The sequence below is a fragment of the Nonomuraea sp. NPDC001636 genome (assembly GCF_040298265.1).
Classification (GTDB): Bacteria; Actinomycetota; Actinomycetes; order Streptosporangiales; family Streptosporangiaceae; genus Nonomuraea.
On record NZ_JBEOZT010000007.1, the window covers coordinates 185,229 to 207,489 of the forward strand.

General features: G+C 72.6%; 24 protein-coding genes. 12 read left to right on the top strand and 12 right to left on the bottom strand.

Annotated features, from left to right (window positions below; all coding sequences use genetic code 11):
- The 4 genes from paaD to paaA are packed head-to-tail and all read right to left on the bottom strand — an operon-like array spanning position 1 to position 2,726.
- Complete coding sequence (paaD, locus tag ABT158_RS16630) at positions 1 to 543, bottom strand: 1,2-phenylacetyl-CoA epoxidase subunit PaaD (protein WP_502911540.1); 543 nt, start codon at positions 541 to 543, stop codon at positions 1 to 3.
- Positions 537 to 1,457 (bottom strand): 1,2-phenylacetyl-CoA epoxidase subunit PaaC, encoded by a 921-nt coding sequence (gene paaC / locus ABT158_RS16635; protein ID WP_352354013.1) that lies wholly within the window; start codon positions 1,455 to 1,457, stop codon positions 537 to 539. The genes paaD and paaC overlap by 7 nt, the downstream gene beginning before the upstream one ends.
- A 13-nt stretch (positions 1,458 to 1,470) precedes the next feature.
- Positions 1,471 to 1,764 (bottom strand): 1,2-phenylacetyl-CoA epoxidase subunit PaaB, encoded by a 294-nt coding sequence (paaB, locus tag ABT158_RS16640; RefSeq protein ID WP_352324188.1) that lies wholly within the window; start codon positions 1,762 to 1,764, stop codon positions 1,471 to 1,473.
- Complete coding sequence (paaA, locus tag ABT158_RS16645; RefSeq protein WP_352354015.1) at positions 1,761 to 2,726, bottom strand: 1,2-phenylacetyl-CoA epoxidase subunit PaaA; 966 nt, start codon at positions 2,724 to 2,726, stop codon at positions 1,761 to 1,763. The genes paaB and paaA overlap by 4 nt, the downstream gene beginning before the upstream one ends.
- 91 nt (positions 2,727 to 2,817) lie before the next feature.
- Between paaA and paaZ the strand changes: the two genes are divergently transcribed.
- Both paaZ and ABT158_RS16655 read left to right on the top strand, forming a co-directional pair.
- Positions 2,818 to 4,857 (top strand): phenylacetic acid degradation bifunctional protein PaaZ, encoded by a 2,040-nt coding sequence (gene paaZ / locus ABT158_RS16650; RefSeq protein ID WP_352354017.1) that lies wholly within the window; start codon positions 2,818 to 2,820, stop codon positions 4,855 to 4,857.
- A 1-nt stretch (position 4,858) separates the two neighbouring features.
- On the top strand, positions 4,859 to 5,650 hold the full coding sequence (locus ABT158_RS16655) for an enoyl-CoA hydratase/isomerase family protein (RefSeq protein ID WP_352354019.1): 792 nt from the start codon (positions 4,859 to 4,861) through the stop codon (positions 5,648 to 5,650).
- A gap of 17 nt (positions 5,651 to 5,667) precedes the next feature.
- On the opposite strand, the gene ABT158_RS16660 is transcribed toward ABT158_RS16655, so the two are convergent.
- The gene (locus ABT158_RS16660) at positions 5,668 to 6,177 is read right to left on the bottom strand and encodes an Lrp/AsnC family transcriptional regulator (RefSeq protein ID WP_352354020.1); all 510 of its coding nucleotides are present in this window, start codon (positions 6,175 to 6,177) and stop codon (positions 5,668 to 5,670) included.
- Between the two features lie 126 nt (positions 6,178 to 6,303).
- On the opposite strand from ABT158_RS16660, the gene pdhA reads away from it, so the two are divergent.
- The 4 genes from pdhA to ABT158_RS16680 all read left to right on the top strand — a co-directional run bounded on the left by pdhA (position 6,304) and on the right by ABT158_RS16680 (position 10,314).
- Complete coding sequence (pdhA, locus tag ABT158_RS16665; RefSeq protein WP_352354021.1) at positions 6,304 to 7,404, top strand: pyruvate dehydrogenase (acetyl-transferring) E1 component subunit alpha; 1,101 nt, start codon at positions 6,304 to 6,306, stop codon at positions 7,402 to 7,404.
- A 1-nt stretch (position 7,405) separates the two neighbouring features.
- Positions 7,406 to 8,425 (top strand): alpha-ketoacid dehydrogenase subunit beta, encoded by a 1,020-nt coding sequence (locus tag ABT158_RS16670; protein ID WP_352354023.1) that lies wholly within the window; start codon positions 7,406 to 7,408, stop codon positions 8,423 to 8,425.
- The gene (locus tag ABT158_RS16675; protein ID WP_352354025.1) at positions 8,422 to 9,768 is read left to right on the top strand and encodes a dihydrolipoamide acetyltransferase family protein; all 1,347 of its coding nucleotides are present in this window, start codon (positions 8,422 to 8,424) and stop codon (positions 9,766 to 9,768) included. Before ABT158_RS16670 ends, ABT158_RS16675 begins: the two co-directional genes overlap by 4 nt.
- A 204-nt stretch (positions 9,769 to 9,972) precedes the next feature.
- Positions 9,973 to 10,314 (top strand): MazG-like family protein, encoded by a 342-nt coding sequence (locus ABT158_RS16680; protein WP_352354027.1) that lies wholly within the window; start codon positions 9,973 to 9,975, stop codon positions 10,312 to 10,314.
- A gap of 222 nt (positions 10,315 to 10,536) precedes the next feature.
- On the opposite strand, the gene ABT158_RS16685 is transcribed toward ABT158_RS16680, so the two are convergent.
- The 3 genes from ABT158_RS16685 to ABT158_RS16695 all read right to left on the bottom strand — a co-directional run bounded on the left by ABT158_RS16685 (position 10,537) and on the right by ABT158_RS16695 (position 12,271).
- Positions 10,537 to 10,857, bottom strand: a complete 321-nt coding sequence (locus ABT158_RS16685) for a GYD domain-containing protein (RefSeq protein ID WP_352354029.1) — start codon at positions 10,855 to 10,857, stop codon at positions 10,537 to 10,539.
- A gap of 147 nt (positions 10,858 to 11,004) precedes the next feature.
- Positions 11,005 to 11,598, bottom strand: coding sequence for a hypothetical protein (locus tag ABT158_RS16690; protein ID WP_352354031.1), 594 nt, complete (start codon positions 11,596 to 11,598; stop codon positions 11,005 to 11,007).
- Positions 11,599 to 11,743: 145 nt separating this feature from the next.
- Entirely contained in the window at positions 11,744 to 12,271 is a 528-nt protein-coding gene (locus tag ABT158_RS16695) for a P-loop NTPase family protein (RefSeq protein ID WP_352354033.1), read from the bottom strand.
- Positions 12,272 to 12,669: 398 nt separating this feature from the next.
- On the opposite strand from ABT158_RS16695, the gene ABT158_RS16700 reads away from it, so the two are divergent.
- Positions 12,670 to 14,136 (top strand): alpha/beta fold hydrolase, encoded by a 1,467-nt coding sequence (locus ABT158_RS16700; RefSeq protein ID WP_352354035.1) that lies wholly within the window; start codon positions 12,670 to 12,672, stop codon positions 14,134 to 14,136.
- Between the two features lie 159 nt (positions 14,137 to 14,295).
- Here ABT158_RS16700 and ABT158_RS16705 read toward each other — a convergent pair whose 3' ends face one another.
- Positions 14,296 to 14,862 (bottom strand): histidine phosphatase family protein, encoded by a 567-nt coding sequence (locus ABT158_RS16705; protein ID WP_352354037.1) that lies wholly within the window; start codon positions 14,860 to 14,862, stop codon positions 14,296 to 14,298.
- A gap of 415 nt (positions 14,863 to 15,277) precedes the next feature.
- Here ABT158_RS16705 and ABT158_RS16710 point away from each other — a divergent pair, with 415 nt between their 5' ends.
- Both ABT158_RS16710 and ABT158_RS16715 read left to right on the top strand, forming a co-directional pair.
- Entirely contained in the window at positions 15,278 to 16,030 is a 753-nt protein-coding gene (locus ABT158_RS16710; RefSeq protein ID WP_352354039.1) for a peptidylprolyl isomerase, read from the top strand.
- A gap of 145 nt (positions 16,031 to 16,175) precedes the next feature.
- Positions 16,176 to 16,931: a fascin domain-containing protein gene (locus tag ABT158_RS16715; protein ID WP_352354041.1), complete on the top strand. Its 756-nt coding sequence runs from the start codon at positions 16,176 to 16,178 to the stop codon at positions 16,929 to 16,931.
- A 157-nt stretch (positions 16,932 to 17,088) separates the two neighbouring features.
- On the opposite strand, the gene ABT158_RS16720 is transcribed toward ABT158_RS16715, so the two are convergent.
- Together ABT158_RS16720 and ABT158_RS16725 are read right to left on the bottom strand one after the other, a co-directional pair.
- Positions 17,089 to 17,451, bottom strand: coding sequence for a DUF1622 domain-containing protein (locus ABT158_RS16720; protein ID WP_352354043.1), 363 nt, complete (start codon positions 17,449 to 17,451; stop codon positions 17,089 to 17,091).
- A gap of 838 nt (positions 17,452 to 18,289) precedes the next feature.
- On the bottom strand, positions 18,290 to 18,898 hold the full coding sequence (locus ABT158_RS16725) for a TetR/AcrR family transcriptional regulator (RefSeq protein ID WP_352354045.1): 609 nt from the start codon (positions 18,896 to 18,898) through the stop codon (positions 18,290 to 18,292).
- A gap of 292 nt (positions 18,899 to 19,190) precedes the next feature.
- On the opposite strand from ABT158_RS16725, the gene ABT158_RS16730 reads away from it, so the two are divergent.
- Complete coding sequence (locus ABT158_RS16730) at positions 19,191 to 19,553, top strand: STAS domain-containing protein (RefSeq protein ID WP_352354047.1); 363 nt, start codon at positions 19,191 to 19,193, stop codon at positions 19,551 to 19,553.
- Positions 19,554 to 20,069: 516 nt separating this feature from the next.
- On the opposite strand, the gene ABT158_RS16735 is transcribed toward ABT158_RS16730, so the two are convergent.
- The gene (locus ABT158_RS16735; protein ID WP_352354049.1) at positions 20,070 to 20,450 is read right to left on the bottom strand and encodes an STAS domain-containing protein; all 381 of its coding nucleotides are present in this window, start codon (positions 20,448 to 20,450) and stop codon (positions 20,070 to 20,072) included.
- 342 nt (positions 20,451 to 20,792) lie between these two features.
- Here ABT158_RS16735 and ABT158_RS16740 point away from each other — a divergent pair, with 342 nt between their 5' ends.
- Together ABT158_RS16740 and ABT158_RS16745 are read left to right on the top strand one after the other, a co-directional pair.
- Complete coding sequence (locus tag ABT158_RS16740; RefSeq protein WP_352354051.1) at positions 20,793 to 21,239, top strand: ATP-binding protein; 447 nt, start codon at positions 20,793 to 20,795, stop codon at positions 21,237 to 21,239.
- A gap of 156 nt (positions 21,240 to 21,395) precedes the next feature.
- A complete protein-coding gene (locus ABT158_RS16745) occupies positions 21,396 to 22,250 on the top strand; it encodes an SDR family NAD(P)-dependent oxidoreductase (RefSeq protein ID WP_352354053.1) in 855 nt (284 codons plus the stop codon).
- The last annotated feature ends 11 nt before the right edge of the window (positions 22,251 to 22,261 follow it).

Genomic DNA, 22,261 nt, shown 5'->3' on the forward strand with positions numbered 1-22,261 from the left:
TCATATCTCCTTGACATGCTCGAACGGTTCCAGGCAGTCGGCGCAGGCGTAGAGGGCCTTGCAGGCGGTGGCGCCGAACTCGGAGGTCAGCCGGGTGGCCCGGGAGCCGCAGCGCGGGCAGGCCGGGGCGGTCCTGGCCGGGCCGAGCGTCAGCGGCACCGGCCCGGACGTCCGGCGGGCCGGTCCGGGCGCCGACAGCCCGGCGGCCCGCAGGGCGGCCCGGCCGCGCTCGGAGATCCAGTCGCTCGACCACGGCGGGTCGAGCACGACCCGTACCTCGACCCGCGGGAAACCCGCCGCCCGCAGCCCGTGGACGAGGTCGTCGCGCATGGTCGCCATGGCCGGGCAGCCGGTGTACGTCGGGGTGATCGAGGCGACCACGACCTCGCCGTCCGGGCCGGGCCGCAGCTCGACGTCGCGCAGCACGCCGAGGTCGGCCAGGGTGAGCATCGGCATCTCCGGGTCCCGCACCCGCTCCGCGACCCGGGCGGCGCGCTCGCGGGCCTCCCCGGAGGCGGGGCCGGCGTGCTCGGCGGTCACCAGCGGCCTGCCGGGTGGGCGCGGGCGACCGACTGCATGTCGGCCAGCAGGTCGGCCAGGGCCGGGGTGTGGACGCCGTCCCGGCCGCCGCCCGGCCTGTCTTCGTCCGGCCTGTCTTCGGAGGCCGGGCGGGGGACGCCGCTCACCGTGAACACCTGGCCGAGCACGGCGTCCACGTCGGCGCGCAGCGCGGCGGCCGCCACGGCGACGCCCGAACGGGCGAGCGCGAGCTCGACGGGATGCGGGGTGACCAGCTCGGCCAGCAGCGGCCACAGCTCGCCGAGCGCGGCGTCGAGCCGGCGGCGCGACTCCTCGGTGCCCTGGGCCAGGGTGAGGAACCAGCGGCCCGCCCAGTCCCGGTGGTAGGCGACCTCCTTGACGCCCTTGGCGGCGACGGCGGCCAGCACCGTGTCCGCGCTCGCCGACAGCCGCTCCAGCAGCGCCAGCCGGGCCGTCGAGAACAGCAGCAGGCGCACGACGACGTGCGCGAAGTCGCCGTTCTCGACCTCGGCCAGCCACACGTTCCTGAACTGCCCGGCGTCGCGGAAGAACGCCAGCGCGTCCTCCGGGGGCACCGGCGAGCCCTCGGGCAGCGCGGGCACCACGCCGGGGTCGGCCGCGGCCGCCCGCGCCAGCAGCAGGCGCGCCTGCCCGAGCAGGTCGAGCGCCACGTTGGCGAGCGCGATGTCCTCCTCCAGGTCGGGGGCGCGGCTGCACCACTCCGTGAGCCGCTGCGACATGACCAGCGCGTCGTCGCCGAGCATGAGGCAGTACGCGGCCAGCTCGGCGGAGCCGACCCCGTCGGGCACGGTGGTGTCCACGCCCGCCAGCGGGTCCTCGAAGTCCGTGCCGAACGCCCACTGCGCGGAGTCCCCGCCGGTCAGGCCGTCGAAGATGCTCTCGTGGTCATCGCTCACGCTGGACCCCCTCTCACATGTGCGGGACGTCGCCCGGGATGTCGTAGAACGTCGGGTGCCGGTAGACCTTGTCGCCGCTCGGCGCGAACAGCGGGTCCTTCTCGTCCGGGCTGGAGGCCGTGATGGCGTCGGAGCGCACGACCCAGATGCTCACGCCCTCGTTGCGCCGGGTGTAGACGTCGCGGGCGTGCCGCAGGGCCATCGCGTCGTCGGGGGCGTGCAGCGACCCGACGTGCACGTGGTTGAGCCCGCGCTTGACCCGGACGAACACCTCGTACAGCGGCCATTCCCGCCGGTCGGCGCTCATCGGGCGCTCGCCCCGGCCGCCGTGCGGCTCGCGAACGCCGACGCGGCCTCGCGCACCCAGGCGCCGTCCTCGTGGGCGGCGCGGCGGTGGCGCATCCGCTGGGCGTTGCACGGCCCGTCGCCGCGGATGACCGCGGCCAGCTCCGACCAGTCCGGCTGCCCGAAGTCGTGGTGCCCGCGCTCCTCGTTCCAGCGCAGGTCGGGGTCGGGCAGCGTGACGCCGAGCGCCTTGGCCTGCGGGACCGTCATGTCGACGAACTTCTGGCGCAGCTCGTCGTTGGAGTTGCGCTTGATGCCCCAGGCCATCGAGCGTTCGCTGTTGGGGGAGCGGTCGTCGGGCGGGCCGAACATCATGAGGGAGGGCCACCAGAACCGGTTGACCGAGTCCTGGACCATCTCCCGCTGGGCCTGCGTGCCGCGCATCATCGTCATCAGCAGCTCGTAGCCCTGCCGCTGGTGGAAGGACTCCTCCTTGCAGATGCGGATCATCGCGCGCCCGTACGGGCCGTAGGAGGTGCGGCACAGCGGCACCTGGTTGCAGATCGCGGCGCCGTCCACGAGCCAGCCGATGGTGCCGACGTCGGCGTAGGACAGCGTCGGGTAGTTGAAGATCGAGGAGTATTTCTGCTTCCCGGCCAGAAGGAGTTCGGTCAGCTCGGCGCGGGAGACGCCCAACGTCTCGCACGCGGAGTACAAATAGAGGCCGTGCCCGGCTTCGTCCTGCACCTTGGCCAGCAGGATCGCCTTGCGGCGCAGCGACGGCGCACGCCCGATCCACTCGCCCTCCGGCTGCATGCCGATGATCTCGGAGTGCGCGTGCTGGGCGATCTGGCGGACGAGCGTCCTGCGGTACGCCTCCGGCATCCAGTCGCGGGGCTCGATCCGGTCGTGACCCGCGATGGTCGCGTCGAAGGCGGACTGCAGCCGCTCCTCCAGGTCCGGCTCCGCCGGCGTGGTGGTCATCGTCCCTCCGAGACATCGGTCTTATTTACTTATCGCTCGGTCAGTAATACGGTTGCATGAGTCGGGGCTTCCGCGCAAGAGAGGAGACAGCGTGAGCGCGCTGCTGGAGAGCTACGCCGCCGGACGATGGTTCCGCGCGTCGGACGACGGGGAACCCTTGCTCGACGCCGCGACGGGCGAGGAGGTCGCGCGGATCTCCAGCCGGGGGCTGGACGTCGCCGCCATGGTCAGGCACGCCAGGGACACCGGCGGCCCGGCGCTGCGCGCCCTGACCTTCCACGAGCGGGCCGCCCTGCTCAAGGCGCTGGCCAAGCACCTGATCGAGCGCAAGGACGCGCTGTACGCCCTGTCCACGCGCACCGGCGCCACCTCCCGCGACACCATGGTCGACGTCGACGGCGGCATCGGCACCCTGTTCAGCTACGCCAGCAAGGGCGTGCGCGAGCTGCCCAACGACACCGTCTTCCTCGACGGCGGCCTGGAACGCCTGGGCAAGGGCGGCACCTTCGCCGGCCAGCACCTCTACACCTCGCGGCCGGGCGTCGCCGTGCAGATCAACGCCTTCAACTTCCCCGTCTGGGGCATGCTGGAGAAGCTGGCCCCGGCCTTCCTCGCCGGGCTCCCCTCGATCGTCAAGCCCGCCGCCCAGACCGCCTACCTCACCGAGCTGGCCGTCCGGCAGATCATCGAGTCCGGCATCCTGCCGGAGGGGACGCTCCAGCTCCTGGCCGGCAGCCCCGCCGGGCTGCTCGACGAGCTGACCGTCCAGGACTCCGTCGCCTTCACCGGCTCGGCCCACACCGCCGGCATCCTGCGCCGCCACCCGAACGTGCTCGACGGCGGCGTCGTCCTCGGCGTCGAGGCCGACTCGCTCAACTGCTCGATCCTCGGCCCCGACGTGCGCCCGGACGATCCGGAGTTCGACCTGTTCGTCAAGGGCGTCGTCACCGAGATGACGGTCAAGGCGGGCCAGAAGTGCACGGCCATCCGCCGCGTGCTCGTGCCGCAGAACCTGGCCGGCCAGGTGACCGAGGCGCTGGCCGCGCGCCTGTCCTCGATCACCGTCGGCGACCCGCGCAACCCCGGCGTGCGCATGGGCCCGCTGGCCAGCCTGGGCCAGCGCGAGGAGGTGCGCAAGGCGGTCGAGGCGCTGCTGGCCGGCGCGGAGATCGTCCACGGCGACCCGCGCGGCGCGTCCCTGCTGGAGGGCGACCCCGAGCGCGGCGCGTTCATGACCCCGCTGCTGCTGCGCGCCCGCCCCGGCGCCGCCGAGCCGCACGACGTGGAGCCGTTCGGGCCGGTCGCGACCGTGCTCGCCTACGACGGCGTCGAGGAGGCGGTGGCCCTGGCCGCGCGCGGCAAGGGCAGCCTGGTCGCCTCCGTCGCCACCCACGACCCGCAGGTCGCGCGGTCCGTCGTGCTCGGGCTCGCGCCCTGGCACGGCCGGGTCCTGGTCCTCGACCGCGACGACGCCAAGGAGTCCACCGGGCACGGCTCGCCGCTGCCGGTCCTCGTCCACGGCGGCCCCGGGCGGGCCGGCGGCGGCGAGGAGCTGGGCGGCGTGCGCGGCGTCCTGCACCACATGCAGCGCACCGCCGTCCAGGGCTCGCCGGACCAGCTCACCGCGATCACCGGCCGCTGGACGACCGGCTCGGCCCGCGCCGAGTCGGGTGTCCACCCCTTCCGCAAGTCGCTGGCCGAGCTGCGGGTGGGCGACACGATCGCCTCCGCGCCGCGCACGGTCTCGCTCGCCGACATCGAGCACTTCGCCGAGTTCACCGGCGACACCTTCTACGCCCACACCGACCCCGAGGCCGCCGCCCGCAACCCGCTGTTCGGCGGCATCGTCGCGCACGGCTACCTGGTGGTGTCCCTGGCCGCCGGGCTGTTCGTGGACCCGGCGCCCGGCCCGGTGCTGGCCAACTTCGGCGTCGACGGGCTGCGCTTCCTCACCCCGGTCAAGGCCGGCGACGCCATCGCCGTCGCGCTGACCGTCAAGCAGATCACGCCGCGCAGCGGCGCCGACTACGGCGAGGTGCGCTGGGACGCCACCGTGACCAACCAGGACGGCGTCCCGGTCGCCACGTACGACGTGCTGACCCTCGTGGCCAAGACCTGGCCGGAGGGCTGACGTGGACGACACCCCGGTCCTGCTCGAACGCGACGGCGCCGTGGCCGTCGTGACGCTCAACCGTCCCGACCACCGCAACGCGCTGAACGACGGCCTCAAGCAGGCCCTGCGCCGGGCGCTGGAGCAGGTCGCCGCCGACGACTCGGTCAGGGCCGTGCTGCTGACCGGCGCGGGCCGCGCGTTCTGCGTCGGCCAGGACCTCGCCGAGCACGCCGAGGCCCTGCGCGCCGACCCCGGCCACGCCTTCGACACCGTCGAGGCGGACTACGCGCCGGTCGTCCGGCTCCTGGCCACGATGCCCAAGCCGGTCGTCGCCGCCGTCAACGGCGCCTGCGTCGGCGCCGGGCTGGCCTTCGCGCTCGCCTGCGACCTGCGCGTCCTGGCCGAGGACGCCAAGCTGGCCACGGCGTTCACGGGGATCGGGCTCACCTGCGACTCCGGCCTCTCCGCGACCCTGACGCGGGCGGTCGGCGAGGCCAGGGCCAAGGAGCTGGTGCTGCTCGGCGAGCCGTTCGGGGCCGCGCAGGCGGTCGCGTGGGGCGTGTCGGGACGGGTGGTGCCCGGGGCCGAGGTGTGCATGGCGGGACGCGAGCTGGCCGCCCGGCTGGCGGCCGGGCCGACCGCGGCCTACGCCGAGTCCAAGCGGCTCATCGCGCACGGGTGGGAGCAGGGCCTCGGGGCGGTGCTCGCCGAGGAGGCCCGCGCGCAGGCCCGCCTCGGCCTGACCGCCGACCACACGGGCGCGGTGGAGGCGTTCCTCGCCAAGCGCAGGCCGACCTTCGGAGGGCGCTGAACGAGGGCTTCGGGGGCTCAGCTCTCGTGAGCCCCCCACTCCGCGCCCCGCCCGCGGGCCTCCTCGAACACCAGCCAGGTACGGGTGGCCCGCACCCCGGGGATGTCCTGGATGCGTTCCAGCACGACGTGCCGCAGCGCGGCGTTGTCCGGCGTCCTGACCAGCACCAGGACGTCGTAGTCGCCGCCGACCATGGCGAAGTGCTCCACGTACGGCGTCTCGCGCAGCCGTGCCGTGACCTGCCGCCAGGAGTTCTGCTCGATCGTCACCGACACGTACGCGCTGGTGCCCAGGCCCGCCCGGTGCGGCGCCAGCTCGGCGGTGAAGCCGGTGATCACGCCGTCGTCCATCAGCCGGGTGAGCCGGGCGTAGACGTTGGCGCGTGAGACGTGCACGCGTTCGGCCAGGGTGCGCATCGACATCCGGCCGTCGCGCAGCAACTCGGCGATGATCGCCCGGTCCACTCCGTCCAGGTTTGCTGCCGAACGTCCCGGCCAGCCGCCCTCGACGCCCTCGTTGGCTGACAATTGGCCCTCCATTGGTCCCATATAAAGCCGTTTGTCGCTCATCATGCCCGATGTCTTGAACGGATGGCCCCGAACGCGGACGCTTTCCCTCACAAACGTCCAGAGAAAGTGAGCGTCGCCATGTCCGTGAGGAGGAGTCCCCAGACGGTCGACGGCCTGCTGCCCTCACCAGAGCCGGTGCGCTTCGTCGCCGAGGACGGCACCGCCGTCGAGCCGCCCGCCGGGTACGCCGAGCCCGCCGGGGAGCACCTGGTGGAGGCGTACCGGCGGATGGTCCTGGGCCGCCGCTTCGACCGCCAGGCGACCGCGCTGACCAAGCAGGGCCGGCTGGCCGTCTACCCCTCCAGCCGCGGCCAGGAGGCCTGCCAGATCGCCGGCGTGCTCGCGCTGCGCGAGGACGACTGGCTGTTCCCCACCTACCGCGACTCGGTCGCGCTCGTCTCCCGCGGCCTCGACCCGGTCGAGGTGCTCACGCTGCTGCGCGGCGGCTGGCACTGCGGTTACGACCCCGCCGCCACGCGCGTCGCCCCCCAGTGCACGCCGCTGGCCACCCAGACGATCCACGCCGTCGGCATGGCCGAGGCCATGCGCCGCAAGGGCGAGGACGGCGTCGTCATGGCCTTCATCGGCGACGGCGGCACCAGCGAGGGCGACTTCCACGAGGCGCTCAACTACGCCGCGGTGCTGCGCGCCCCCGTCGTGTTCCTCGTCCAGAACAACAAGTACGCCATCTCCGTGCCGCTGGCCAAGCAGAGCGCGGCCCCGGCGCTGGCCTACAAGGGCATCGGCTACGGCATCCCCTCCGAGCAGGTGGACGGCAACGACCTCGTCGCCGTGCTGTCGGTCCTGACCGCCGCCGTGACGCACGCCAGGACCGGCGGCGGCCCGTTCCTCGTCGAGGCGCACACCTACCGCATGGACCCGCACACCAACGCCGACGACCCCACCCGCTACCGCGAGAGCCAGGAGGTCGAGCAGTGGGAGTCGGCCGACCCGCTGGCCCGGCTGGAGACCTACCTGCGCGGGCGCGGCCTGCTCGGCGCCGAGGACGTCGCCGCCGCGCACAAGGCCGCCGAGGAGTACGCCGCCCGCCTGCGCGACGCGATGAACGCCGACCCCGAGGCCGACCCCTTCGAGCTGTTCGACCACGTCTTCGCCGAGCCGACGCCCCAGCTGCACGAGCAGCGGGCCCTGCTGGCGTCCGAGCTGACCGCGCGGGAGGACTGACATGACCGCGACGATGACCATGGCCCAGGCGCTGAACGCCGCCCTGCGGGACGCCCTGCGCGAGGACGAGCGCGTCCTCGTCTTCGGCGAGGACGTCGGCCCGCTCGGCGGCGTCTTCCGCGTCACCGACGGGCTCACCAAGGAGTTCGGCGAGGAGCGCTGCTTCGACACGCCGCTGGCCGAGGCGGGCATCGTGGGCCTGGCCGTGGGCCTGGCCATGGGCGGCTTCCGCCCGGTGATCGAGATGCAGTTCGACGCCTTCGCCTACCCCGCCTTCGAGCAGATCGCCTCGCACGTGGCCAAGCTGCGCAACCGCACCCGCGGGCGGCTGTCGCTGCCGATCGTGATCCGGATCCCGTACGCGGGCGGCATCGGCGGCGTCGAGCACCACTGCGACTCCAGCGAGGCGTACTACGCCCACACGCCGGGGCTCAAGGTCGTCACGCCCGCGACCGCCGACGACGCCTACTGGCTGCTGCGCGACGCCGTCGCCGACCCCGACCCGGTGATCTTCATGGAGCCCAAGCGGCTGTACTGGTCCAAGGAGGAGACCTCCGTCGCGGACCGCCACGCCGCCGGGTTCGGCCGGGCCGCCGTCCGCCGCGAGGGCCGCGACGCGACGCTCGTCGCCTACGGGCCCAGCGTGCCCGTGGCGCTCCAGGCCGCCGAGGCCGCCGCCCGCGACGGGCGCTCGCTGGAGGTGGTCGACCTGCGGACGATCGTCCCGTTCGACGACGAGACCGTGGTGGCCTCCGTGCGCAGGACCGGGCGCTGCGTGGTGATCCAGGAGGCCCAGGGGTTCGCCGGGGTGGGGGCGGAGATCGCCGCCCGCGTGCAGGAGCGGTGCTTCCACTCGCTGGCCGCGCCGGTGCTGCGCGTCACCGGGTTCGACATCCCGTACCCGCCGCCCATACTCGAACACTCCCACCTCCCGGACGTCGACCGCGTCCTCGACGCCGTGGACCGGCTCCAGTTCGACGACCAGCCCGACCTGCTGCACCTCACCCGGGAGGCGTCATGACGGCGACCGCCGCGCGGCAGGTGTTCCGGCTGCCGGACCTCGGCGAGGGCCTGACCGAGGCCGAGATCGTCGAGTGGAAGGTGGCCGTGGGGGACACGGTGGAGATCGACCAGATAGTGGTGGAGGTGGAGACCGCGAAGGCGGCGGTGGAGGTGCCCGTGCCGTACGCGGGGACCGTCCTGCGGCTGAACGCCGAGGCGGGCGCGGTCGTGGCGGTGGGCGAGCCGCTCATCGAGGTCGGGGGCGCGCAGGAGGACCCGGCGGCGGCGCGGTACCGGGAGGAGGAACGCGCCGGGTCGGGCAACGTCCTGATCGGCTACGGCACCACCGGCGCCCCCCACAGGAGCCGCCGCCGCCCCCGTCCCCCCAAGCCGACCCCCTCCACCCCGGCCCCCGCTGCGGGCGCGGGACCTGCACCGGCACCCGCTCCGGAGGCGGTTGCTCCTCCGTCCCACGGCGGGCCGGAGCGCGCGCCTCGGGTGATCTCGCCGCTGGTGCGCCGGATGGCGCGCGAGCACGGCGTGGACCTCGCCGCCGTCCTCCCAACAGGACCGCACGGCGTCATCCTCCGCCGCGACGTCGAACAGGCCATCGCCAACCCCGGCGCCGACTCCGGCGCGGTCCCGTCCGCCGACGAGGCGGCGGCCCCGGTTGCCGAGCGCATCCCCCTGCGCGGCCTGCGCCGTACGGTCGCCGACAAGCTGACCCGCAGCCGCACCGAGATCCCCGACGCCACCACCTGGGTGGACGCGGACGCCACCGACCTGCTCGCCATCCGCGACACCCTCCGGCGGACCAGCCCGGACCTGGGCATCGGCCTGCTGGCACTCCTGGCCCGAGCCTGCGTGGCCGGCCTGCTCCGCTTCCCCGAGCTGAACTCCTCGGTCGACACCGACCGGGCCGAGATCGTCCGCCACGGCCACATCAACCTGGGCTTCGCCGCCCAGACCGAACGCGGCCTCGTCGTGCCGGTGGTCCGCGACGCGCACCTCATGACCACCGCCGGCCTGGCCGCCGAACTGACCCGCCTGACCACGCTGGCCCGCTCGGGCGGCCTGCCCCCGTCCGCGCTGACGGGAGGCACGTTCACCCTCAACAACTACGGCGTCTTCGGCGTGGACGGCTCCACCCCCATCATCAACCACCCGGAGGCGGCGCTCCTGGGGGTGGGCCGCGTCATCGACCGCCCCTGGGTGCACGACGGCGCGGTGGTGCCCCGCAAGATCACTCAGCTGTCCCTCACCTTCGACCACCGCGTCTGCGACGGCGGCGCCGCGGGCGGCTTCCTGCGCTTCGTCGCCGACTGCGTGGAGAACCCCGCCGTGCTGCTGGCCCACGTCTAGCGGCACGCTCCCCACACCGGCGAACGTCACCCGGTGGGCCCGAGGGCGACGCCCCTCGGGCCCACCGGACGCCGGGCACCCGGCGAGGAGCGCGAGCTGTCGCCTGCCACGCGTCCGTCAGAGGCAACGCGGACGATGGCAACCTTGCTTGGTGTACGCGCCGGTGCCGCGCCCTCTCAGAGGCCGGCATGGAGGAGGAGCCCGATGCCTGATCCCACCTCGACAGACCTGTGGTCCACGATCGGCGAGCTGGTGGCGTGGCTGGACCGTAACAACGGCCGGGACCCGCACGAACTCACGATGCGCGTGATGAAGATCGGCGAGGAGTTCGGCGAGGCGGTCGAGGCCCGCATCGGGGAACTCGGCAAGAACCCGCGCAAACCCGCCTCCCACACCCGCCAGGATCTCGCCGACGAGTTGTGCGACGTGATCGTGACGGCGATGGTGGCCCTCACCTCCGTCGTCGACGACCCGCGGGCCGTGTTCGAGGCGAAGCTGAGGAAGATCGCCGACCGCGTCTCAGCGTTGGAGGACAAGCGCGCCTGACCTTCCGGGGTCAGCCGTGCGAGCCACCGCAATGGCGCTCGCCGCGCACCATGCAGGCGCCACCGCAATGGCGCTCGCCGCGCACCATGCAGGCGCCACCGCAATGGCGCTCGCCGCGCACCATGCAGCTGCCAACGCTCCTCACCGCTGTGTCCAACGGCTGCCTTCGCCGACATCCCGCGAGCCGAGACATGCGCCTGCGCCTGCATCTGCGCCTGGCTGTCACGCGCCCGGAGCCCGGTAAGCCACGTCCATCCGCGTGGCTTCGTCGACCTCCTCCGCCGTCAGCAGGGCGACCGTTGTCGTCCGCACCGCCCCGGACGCCGACACCGCCAACCCCAACGCCGCCGACGCCGCATTGCTCGGCAGGTCGACGACCACGAACGTGTCCGTCTCGCCGAACGCGAAGTACATCTGCTCGACCCGCCCGCCCAGGCTTTCCACCAGGCGATCCACCGCCTGTCGGCGTCCGGTGCCACCGTCCCGCAGCACCCCGCGGAGACCCTCCGTGGTGTACGTGGACTGGATCAGATATTTGGGCATGGTCGAGTTCCTCTTCTCGTGCCGCCGCCCCGGTGCGAGGTGGCTGTCGCGGGTCACGAGGTCGGAATTCTCAGCCCGGGATGTAGGTAATCCCACCGGTAGTGCTGGGTTTTCCCTGCGGCCCTCGACGCCGGCCGACGCCGCCATCTAGGCCGAGACCGTCAGCACCACGATCACCACCCCGAGCGTCAGGTCGAGTGCGGCGCATAACTCGGCCATCGACCGGGCCACCACCTTGTTCCTGCGCCAGAGGACCACGTCCAGAGCAGCATGCCCCACCAGGGCCGCGGCGACCAGGTAGCCCCCGACCGCAGGCGACAGGGACAGCGCGACCACCGACACCGCCCCGAAGGCCAGCATCGCCGGAACCTGCGCCGCGACGAGCGTCGGCCTCCTCACCAGCCCGTCCGCCAGGCCGACGACGGCGACGCACACCGCACCCCCGACCAGCCCCGGCCATGGCTCCAGCGCGAGCAGCCGCAGCACCGCCACCGCCACCACGGACGCCCCGAACAACGGCCAGGCCGCCCCCGGCCTGCCGGTCACCGCCGTGGCGAGGTAGACGAGCGCGGCGAGGAACACCACGAGGGCCGCGTCCCGCCCGTCCTCCAGCCCCAGGACGTTGAAGGCCATGAAAGCCACGCCCAGCCCCGTGGGCCAGCGACGTGCCACGGCCATGAGCACCCGGCCGGTGGGGGAGCGCTCCTGCGAGCCGCCTTGCGCGGACGACATCTCAACCATGCCCCGACTCTCCCGCGCCGCCTCCGTCCACCTTGAGGCCGAACACCCTGAACGTCCAGAATCCTGCGATCCCGGTCCGCCCACCCCACGTGTGTGCAGCAGACGGCCCCGAGGCGACGGACGCCTGTGAGGGGGCGGTCCGCCGTCAGGCCGGCGCGACCGACCGCAGCCAGACCGCCGCCGAGTACGGGCTGGTGAAGCGGAGCACGCGCAAGGGGGCGAAACGCGGATCACGGGTGCGCCGCCGGATCTCCGCCTGCCGTGCCGCGTGCTGCGACCAGGCCCACCACGCCGGATGATCACTCTGGAACCATCCGGCGACCGTCTCCCGATTGCCGTTGAAGACGGGTTCGCGCAGAACCGTCCTGCGCAGCGAACGCCGCAGGACCCGCGGCATGACGACCCGGCGCGGATAGTCCAGCCAGACGACGGTGTCGGCGCGTTCCCACAGCAGGTCGCGCACCTCCGGGTAGCCGAAGGAGTCGAAGATCCACGCCGGGGTCCCGGCGATCTCGGCGACCCGCACCGGGAACGCCTCGTCCACGGCCCAACCCGGCCCGGCGAAGTACAGGCCGTCCATCTCGTGACAGGGCACGGCAAGCCGGTTGCTCAGTGCGCGCGCGAGCGTCGACTTACCCGCCCCGCTGATGCCCGCCACCAGAATCCGCCGCATCCCGGCAGGCTAGCGCAACCGTACCCGCCGAGCCCGCGACGCTGCCGGGCCATTCGAACGCCCCACGCCCCTGCCGAGCGACCAGTCGGAAGCCCCGCCAAACAGACCCGACCCGCCCCTCACCGAGCGTCCCGACCGGACAGGCTCCTCGGCGGACAGGTGACGAGACAGCCTGCACGACCAGTAAAACGGGCTCCAGATCGTGCGGGACACCGGCTGGACTACGGATCGCGCGTGGCACCGGCCAGACCACAGAGCGCGCGTGGCACCGGCCAGACCACAGAGCATGCGTGGCGCCGGCCAGACCACGGTCTGACAACCCGTGGTAGGACTTCGCCGCTCCAAGATCAGACCCTGGTCCGACGCGCTCCCGACCCCCGCGCCGCAATCATGACCGCATGCTGAAACCCCTCGCCACGATCGTGGCCGCCCTGCTGGCGATCACCGGCCAACCCGCCATGGCCACCGCCACCTCAAGCGCCGAGACCCGACCCGGCAGCGAGAGCACAGCCCGTCCCTCCTCGGCCACCCGATCCGCCATGACCGCCGGATCACTGACCTGGCAGCCCTGTCCCAAGGACAAGATCGGTATGGAGTGCGCCGACCTCCAGGTCCCGGTCGACTGGCGCAAGCCCGACGACCGCAAGATCACACTGAAGCTGGGCAGGCTGAAAGCGACCGGCACCTCCGAAGGGTCGGTCCTGGTCGCCTACGGCGGCCCAGGAGGCCCCGGCATCGCCACCACCGCAGGCGTCCCCGACTGGTGGGCCCGGCTACGCGAGCGCATGGACATCGTCACCTGGGACACCCGCGGCTACGGCGAGCAGTTCGGCGGCCTGAGCACCGGCCTCGCGTGCGTCTGGACCCGCATCCCCATCCCGGAAGCCCCGCGTGACGACGCCGGCTTCGGCCGCCTGTCCGACACCAACCGTGGCTTCGCCGAGGCATGCCGCCACCAAGACCCCCAACTGTTCGCCAACATGAGCTCGGCCGACCAGGCCAGAGACATGGAGGCGATCAGAAAGGCCCTGGGCGGAGCGAAGCTCAACTACTACGGCGCCTCCTACGCGGGCTTCTACGGCCAGGACTACGCCCGCCTCTTCCCCGACCAGATCCGCACGATGGTCCTCGACGGCACCTGGAACCACAGCCCCGCCGACTGGTCGCGCGAACTGGAGGAGATGGCGAAGTCCAACGAGCAGTCCATGCGGCGCTTCTTCACCTGGTGCGCCACCCACGACTGCCAAGACATACCCGGCCTCTGGCACAAGCTGACCGAACGAGCCCGCCGCAAGCCCATCCCCACCACGACGGCCAACATGGCCTACGACGCCCGCGACCTGCAGTCCCTCGCCGTCTTCATGGCCCGCCAAGGAGCCCCCGGCTGGCCCGCCCTGGCCCGCGCGATCCGCAAGGCGGCCGGCCAGGGCGACGCCTCCGACTTCGTCCCAGCCCGTGGGGCCCGCTACCCCGACCAGACCACCCCCGTCACCGAATGCCTCGACTGGCCGCGCCCTACGACCCTCAAGGAACTGGCCGGCACCGACGCCCGCCTCCGCAAGATCGCCCCTCTCACCGGCACCGCCAACACGCTGGCCTCGGCGACCCTCACCTGCATCGGCTGGCCCGTCCCGGTCACCAACCCACCCGCTCCCCTCCCGAAGGGCGTGCCTCCCGTCCTGGGAGCAGGCGCCTGGGGCGAGTCGGACGCGGTCGAACGTGCCCTGGCCGACGTCCCCGGCAGCGTCACCATCCGCCACGACGGCCCGGGTCACACCCTCTACGGCTTCAACCCCTGCGCCCGCGACCTGATGAACCGCTACTTCACCGACCTGACCCTGCCGCGGCCGAACACCCAATGCTGACCACCTCGCCCCCTCCGGCAGCCAGCCATCCGGGCGAACGAGGACGTCCTCGTCCCACGCTTCAGCCGGAGCCGTTCGGCTCCCGAGCACGAGAAGCCCGAGCGCGAGAAGAAGAACCCAGTCGTGTCGGGCCGGTACGCCTGCCGCAGCCGGCGATCTTCAACTCGCCCGGATGGGGCTCTGCGGCGCCCGGTGGAACTCGATGCTCACGAACCGGCCGTCGGTGAAGCCGAGGCGCGCACCGTCGCAGTGCGCGAACGGCGTCCCCCAGGAGTCGTGTGAAGCGTCCGGAAAGCACGCCGCCAACGCCAGCTCGATCGCCCCTCCATGCCCGACCAGGAGCGCCGAGCAGCCGTCCGCGACGTCGCGGACCGTGTCCACCCAGATCGCTCGGTGGGTCTCGGCCACGGTCGCCGCCTCCCGGCCCTCCCGGATGATCTCCGCGAGCCGCCGGTAGGGCTCGGCCCAGCCCCATTGCGCGTGCCGAGCGATCTCTCCCGGCACATAACCTGACGGCATCTCCATGGTGTCGTTGACGGCGAAACCCATCGCAACAGCGGTCTCGACGGCCCGAGGAGACGAACTGGTGACCACACGCTCGTAGGGGCCGACTCCGGAGCCGACGAAGCGGGCGAGGGCTATCCCGTCAGCCGACAGGTGTGACCCACGGCCACGTGCCGCGCCCTTCTTGGTCAAGCTGTGTCGGCGCACGTCGAGCCAGCGCACTTGGCGTCCTCCTGCAACGGTGTTCCGGTGGGCAAGGGCGGAGACGCATGCGGCCACCGCGATCATCGAGCGGTGTGCTGACAGCCAAAGATCACGTGGTGGCCGCAGGCCAAAGCGTAGCCGTGCCCGACCGAGCAAACGACGGCGAAGATCCACCGGCGAAGGGCGAAGGGCGAAGGGCGAAGGGCGAAGGGCGAAGGGCGAAGGGCGAAGGGCGAAGGGCGAAGGGGAGGTGGTGAGGGGCGGCTGTCACGCTGACCTCGGCCCGGCCCGGCGTGCCGACCTGGGGTGGACTTCGGCTGCTGCGGAAGTCGCACAAGGGGGCGCCGACCTCGTGCGGCCACGGTCTTGACTGGGCGGGTCAGATCGACTAGACCACAGGAAGCCCGGCGATCATCACGCAGTGGAGGACACGATGTCCGGCAGAGCGTTGGTACGACTCGCGGCCCGCGCCGCGTTATCCGCAGTCACGACGGGCGCGCTGGTCGCGGCCGCCGCGATGCCGGCCTCCGCGACGGCCCTGGACCGGCCGCCGCGGACGACCAAGGGGCCGTGCGCGTACACCGAGACCCCCGACGACCCGGCCGTGCGCAAGGTGCCGCTACCGCCGGACCCGCGTCACACCCCCACCCGTCCGGTCTCGGCGGTGCTCAGGACCAACCACGGCGACATCGGGCTCACCCTCGACCCGGCCAAGGCGCCGTGCACCGTGCAGAGCTTCGTGCACCTGATCCGTCATCGTTTCTACGACGTCACCTCCTGCCACCGGCTCACCGCGTACGACCGGCTGAAGGTGCTGCAGTGCGGCGACCCCAGCTTCACCGGCGAGGGCGGGCCCGGCTACCGGTACAAGGACGAACTGCCCACCGACCTGCCGCCGTGGCCCGGCGACACGACGGGAGTGCGCAAGACGTACGCGCGGGGCGTGCTGGCCATGGCCAACGCCGGGCCGGACACCAACGGCAGCCAGTTCTTCCTGGTCTACGGTGATTCGGGTCTGGCGCCCAACTACACGGTCTTCGGCACGGTCGACGCCGCCGGGCTCGCCGCGCTCGACCGTATCGCCGCCGGCGGTATCCAGCCGGAGCCCGACGGGCCCACGCCGCCCGTGGACGGCAAGCCCGTCCTGCCGGTCGACATCCGGGACGCCCAGGTCTGCCGGAAGTAGGCGTCACTCCCGCTCCGGCGCCGCCCCCGTCCCCGATGCCGGTGGAAGGCTCCCGTCCCACATGCCGGTGGAACGGGGGCGGCACGGACTGGAACGCCCTCAGGGCGAGGGCTCCGACCGAGGAGCCGGGAGCAGGGAGAGACGCATGAACCTGAGACGCGCGTTCGGCACGGTGGCGGGGCTGGCGCTGGCTGCCGCGGGGATGGTGGGGCTGAGCGGGCCCGCGTGGGCGGCGCTGCCGTTCGCCACCCCGACCACCTGTACGTTCCAGACGTTCAACACCGGGAACTACCTGACCGCGGTGGGCGGCGGGGGCCGCACGACCGATGTGATCCACAGCGACGCGACCGTGCCCCGCTCGTGGGAACGCTTCACCCTCGTGGACGCCGGCGACGGCGTGCACGTCGGCATCAGGACGCTGACCGGCAACTACCTCACCGCCGTGAACGGCGGCGGCCTGCAGACCGACGTCATCCACTCCAACGCCACGCTCCTGCAGGCGTGGGAGAAGTTCGCGCTGGTCCGCCAGGGCGGCGACGGCTTCGCGATCCAGACGGTCGACGGCCACTTCCTGACCGCCGTGGGCGGCGGCAACCGCACCACCGACGTGGTGCACAGCGACGCGACCCAGGTGCGGTCGTGGGAGCTGTTCCGGGTGCAGTGCAACCTCACCACCGTGCCGAACGTGCAGGGCTTCGACGACGGCAGCGCGCGAAACTCCATCACCGGGGCGGGCCTCACGGTCGGCGGGGTCACGTTCGACAACAACTGCGTCGACGTTCGCGGGACCGTGTTGTTCAGCACCCCGGGGGCGGGGGCGACCGTGCCGCGCGGTTCGGCGGTGAACCTGAACGAGTCCAGCGGGGTGGATCGCAGCGGGCGGCCCTGCATCTTCAGATGACAGCGGTGATCCGGCCGCCCGAGGCGACCTAGCTTCCTCGGGCGGCCGGACGCCTTGGTGTGGACGGATGCGTCGCTCCGAATCGGGCGCTTCCTTCGAGGCGTGCGATTTCGGGCGAGGTGGTCCACTTGATGGGATTTGCTGCGTTCGGATGGGCTTAACTCGGGGTGTCGGTGCTGCGTCGTGGTTGCCAGGGCAGGCGGTTCTCCAGCTCGACCTCCAGCGAGAAGCTGAGGAAGGTCCGTACGAGCACGATGAGCGCGAGCACACCGACGCTCACGAACGTCGGAGCCACCGCCACCGTGCGGATGATGTCCCCGGCCACGAGGAATTCCAGCCCGAGCAGGATCGCCCGTCCGAGGCCCTGGCGGTAGGAGCGGTAGACGCCGTGCGGGGCCTCTCTTTCGCGTAGCCGCAGCACGAAGGACACGGTGGCCGTGAGCGCGCCCAGCACGATGATCGCCACGCCTGCGAGATCGACAGCCTGGCCGATCGCCTCCACGATCCGCGCGAAGTCCATGACCACCCTCTTTGCCCCGCCTTCAGCAAGGATCAGCGTCCCGCGCCCCGCGTACCGCCCCGACACGCCGCACCAGCCTCCCTCTTTGCCGGGCCACCGCACGGGGCCTCGCGTGGGGAGGGGCATGGGCTTTGGCCGGGAGCTATACGCGGCCAGATGGGGGAGCGGAGGCCGTTTCCCGGTCGGATGGCGGCGAACGTGGGGCGGGATGCCATGCGCCAGCAGAGGGAAAAGGGACGGGCTTGGGCTGCAGGTCATCCGCGGGAGGAGCGGGGGCCTTGGGTTGGGAGGCCAGGCGCAGGAGGAATGGGGGAGGGCCTTGAGTTGGGAAGGTCAGGCGCGGGAGGAGCGAGTGAGGGCCTTGGATTGGGAGGTCGAGCGCGGGAGGGATGGGGGAGGGCTGCGGGCCTCGGGCGGAGGCATGCGCGACCAAGGCGGGAGAGCGCGAGCCTGGGGCGGCAAGCCGTGCGCGATCGGAGGAGAGCGCGCGGGCTTGCGGGATCCCGTGCGCGGTCGGAGGGGGATGAGGGGCGGGCGGTTGGGGGGAGCGTGTGCGATGGGAGGGGATGAGAAGCGGGTTGGGGCGGGGAGCCGTGCGCGAGCGGCTGGGGAGGACGCGGGCTTGGGGCGGGAGGTATACGCGAGCGGACAGGGGAGGGGGCGGGCCTCGGGCGGGGGGTTGTGCGCGATCGCCGGGCAGGGGAGCAGGCCGGGGATGGGGGTCGCGGCTCGGGGCATTGTGGTGCAGCTTCCCGAGGCGCAGGGGGGCTGGGGTAGGAAGTTGGGCCGTCCAGGGGGTGGTCTGGACGGCGGGGGTCTTCGTGGAGGGAGGGGGAGGTCAGGTCGTGGGGTGAGGGGGGCTGGTGGGGAGGGAGTCGAGCCAGTGGGTCAGGCGGGCGCCCTGGCGGGTCATGATCTCGGGGTCGCGCAAGGCGTTGGCCAGCAGCGACATCCCCTGGTACGCCCCGACGAAGGTGAGCGCGAGATCGTCGGCGTCCGGCTGTCCGAGGTCGCGGAACTGGCGTTCCGACCAGTCGAGGAGCAGCCGTACGACCCGGCCCGCCTCGACGTCGAGGCCGCCCTCCGCACGTTTGTCCAGTTCGGCGGCGAGGGTGCCGGTGGGGCAGCCGTACCGGGCGGCGATGTCCCGCTGGCTCACCCAGGCGTCCACCATGGCCTTGAGGCGGGCGCGCGGGTCGGGCAGCCGGTCGAGTTCGGCGGTGAGCTCGGCCAGGTGCCCCGCGTGCTCGGACAGCGCGGCCAGGACCAGTTCGTCCTTGGTCTTGAAGTAGTAGTACACGTTTCCCACGGGCACGCCGGCGGCCTCGGCGATGTCGGCGATGGTCGTCCGCTCGACGCCCTGCTCGTGCAGGACGCGGGCGGCGGAGGCCATCAGCCTGCGCCGCTTGTCGGCCCCCCGGGCCCGTGTCCTCGTTGAGTCAGTCACCCAACTGACTATACGTCGAAGACGGCCGGGGCGAGCGCTTCCACGTACCGATCGAGTCCGTGCGGCGCGGGCGAGCTGGGTGAGGACGCGGCGAAGGTGTCGGGAAGCGCGCGCCGTGAGGCGGCATGCTGAAGGGCGGCCGCCGAAGCTGTGGCGGTTGAGTCACATCGTGCTTACCTGGGTACGCGTGGAGGAGCAAGGCAGCCGCTGAGGGGTAGGGGCGAGCGATGTCCGATGTCGCCGCCGATGTGCCGGATGCGGACAGGGGTGGCGCTGAGCTCCGGATCCCCTCATGACAGAGTTAGCGATCAACGTCCAACGTCTGCCGGGCTGCCATGTGGTGCACCTCGACGGCGAGCTCGACCGCGTGACCCGCATGCCGCTGGCCCGTACGCTCGCGGAACTCCTGGAGGCCGAGCGTCCGAAGGTCGTGATCGATGTCACCGACCTGGCCTTCTGCGACTCGTGCGGCCTCTGGGCCCTCATCGTCGGCCAGCGGCAGGCCGAGCGGCGCGGCGGCACCGTCCGGCTGGTGGGGGTGCACGGGCCGCTGGCCCGCCTGCTGGACATCACCCGTCTGTCGCGCCTGTTTCCTTCGGACGACGCTCCGGCCGAGGCCGCGAGCTGGGCCAAGCCGCGCGGCTGGCCGTCCTGACCCCGGACGGACGGCGATTTGAATCACGAATCTCTGTGCCGGCTCGCTCGGGCCGTCCTGACCCCAGAGGGACGGCGAGGGCGGCGGCCACGGCCGCTCGGCAACGACATGCGCAGGTCCGGGGCCAGTACAGGTCAGTCGGGCCAGGGGCGTGGCGAGGGCTCCAGGCCAGGAGCCCGGTGACGGCCCTTCGGAGCAGCGGGATCGCGGCGGCCGCCCAGACCGGGTGTGCCGGTGAAGGGGGCGGAGGCGGCGTCGGGCCAGCGGCCGGATCGGGAGGATCAGCAGCGCGGTCGGGAGGAATCAGCAGCATGGCCGGAAGGGGGCGGAAAGTGCCGGCAGTGGGGTCGAAATGGGCTGGTAGCGGAGCCGGGGCCTGAGGGCGCGGGCGGGGCCGGACGGGGTCGGGCAGGGCCGGGGGCCTGGGAGGCGCGGGCGGGGCCGGGCGGGGCCGGGGGCCTGCGGGCCCCGGGCGGGCGGGGACGGGCAGGGCCCCGGGCGGGCCCGGGCGTCAGGTCAGGACGGTGGGGAGGGGGCCGGGTCCGGGCCGTGGGGATGGGACGCGTTGATCACCTGGTACAGCTGATCCTCCGGCCCCAGCCGCCAGCCCAGCAGTTCCAGCAGCTCGCGCACCGTCGCCGAGGCGTTCTGGAGCACCAGCCTGCGCGGCGGCGGCAGGTCGGAGGCCGTGCTGATGATCAGCCGCAGCCCGCCGGCGTCGATGAAGGTAAGCTCGGACAGGTCCAGATGGACGTCGGTCTCGCCGATGCGTAACGCCCACGCCAGCGCTCGGGCCAGTGCGGGCCGTCCATGGTGGTCGATCTCGCCGCGTACGCGCAGGCCGAAGGGGTGCACCATGGGCAGCACATCGGCAGGGTCGCCGGTCTGGTCGGTCATTGAAATCACACCAATGCGGTCGTCTCAGGGCAGAGCCGAGCCGCGCCACGTTCCTATGGAGGGAAGGTGCGGGCGCCCCTGACAGATCGCCGAAAACAAGAGGGCCCGGCGCGCCGCGCGTCCATACAGCGTCGGCACATCGGGCAGAGGGAGAAGCAGGTGTCGGGCGATCAACCCTTTCCGCCAGGCATCGTCCAGGTCACCACGGCTTCGGCCGCCGGTGAACCGGACAGGTGCGCCCGTGGCGCGCCCGGCTCGGCTCGTTTACTCGGTCTCCTTACTCCCTGCCCTCGATCGAGCGCTTTACGCCGCCGTAACCCCCGTACACGGTAGGGGCAAGCCATGCAAGCACCCTTCCACCTGCGGTGCACCATCACCAACAATCTCGCGCTCACCCGCGATCTGGTGCGCGTCTACGCCAGCCACGCGGGGCTGTCCGGCGCGCGGCTCGACCACCTGGTGCTCGCCGTCAACGAGGCCGCCGCGAACGTCCTGGAGCACGGTGGCGGTCGCGGCACGGTGACGGCCTACACCGACGCCGCCGTCCTCACGGTCGATGTCTGCGACACGGCCGGACGCCTGCGGGCCGAGCATCTGGCCGACGCCCGGCTCACGCGTCCCTCGCCCTCGGCGCGGCGCCTCGGCCTGTGGCTGATCCATCGTCTGTGCGACGAGGTCGGCATCGATCATCCGCAAGGAGGCAGCAGGCTGCGGCTGCGTATGCGTCTGCCCCTCGCCACCCGCCTGCGTCCCTGGCAGGGCGGCGACTCCTCGCCCGCGGCCAGCTGACCACGGTGATCCGCCCGTTCGTCTCTGCTCTCTGACGGCTGGTGAGCCGCCCCGACGGGCGGTGAGTCGTCGGTGAGGACGCGGTGAGCCGGCCCCGCCACTGTTGACCTGTCTCCGCGACCGCGGAGCACAGGCCACACACGTGGGGAGCGGACAATGGGCATGCTGACCGGCAAGACGGCGCTGGTGACGGGCGGTTCCCGGGGGATCGGCCGGGCGGTGTCGCTGCGGCTGGCCGCCGAGGGCGCGCTGGTGGCCGTCCACTACGGCGGCGACGACGAGGCGGCCAAGCAGACCGTCGCGCTGATCGAGGAGCGCGGCGGCCGGGCGTTCGCCGTGCAGGCCCGCTTCGGCGCAAAGCCCCAGGAAAGCGCCAAGGACGCGGAGGACGCGCAAGGCGCGGAGGGCGTGCAAGGCGCGGAGGGCGGGCAAGAGGGCAGGGGCGTTGAGGGGGCGGTGGAGCGGTTGTTCGAGGGGCTGGCCGACGGGTTGGCCGGGCGTGGCCTGGACATCCTGGTCAACAACGCCGGCATCGCCTCGACCGTCCCGATCGCGCACCTGACCCCGGCGGAGTTCGAGCGGGTGATGACGGTCAACGTCACCACCCCGTTCTTCGTGATCCAGCGCGCGCTGCCGCTGTTGAACGACGGCGGCCGCATCATCAACATGGGCTCGACGGCCAGCCGGTTCGCCGTCACCACGCAGATCGGCTACACGATCAGCAAGGCGGCGCTGGCGGCGATGGCCCCGACGCTCGCCAACGAGCTGGGACGGCGCGGCATCACCGTGAACACGGTCGCGCCCGGCGCCGTGCGGACCGACATGACCGCGGGCTACACCTCGATCCCCGAGGTGGTGGCCGCGCTGGAGTCCATCACCGCGCTCGGCCGGCTCGGCGAGCCCGAGGACGTCGCCGACGTGGTCGGCTTCCTGGCCGGCCCGGCGGGCCGGTGGGTGACCGGCCAGACCATCGACGTCTCCGGTGGCACGTACCTCGGTCCGCTCGCCTGACGGAGCCTTGG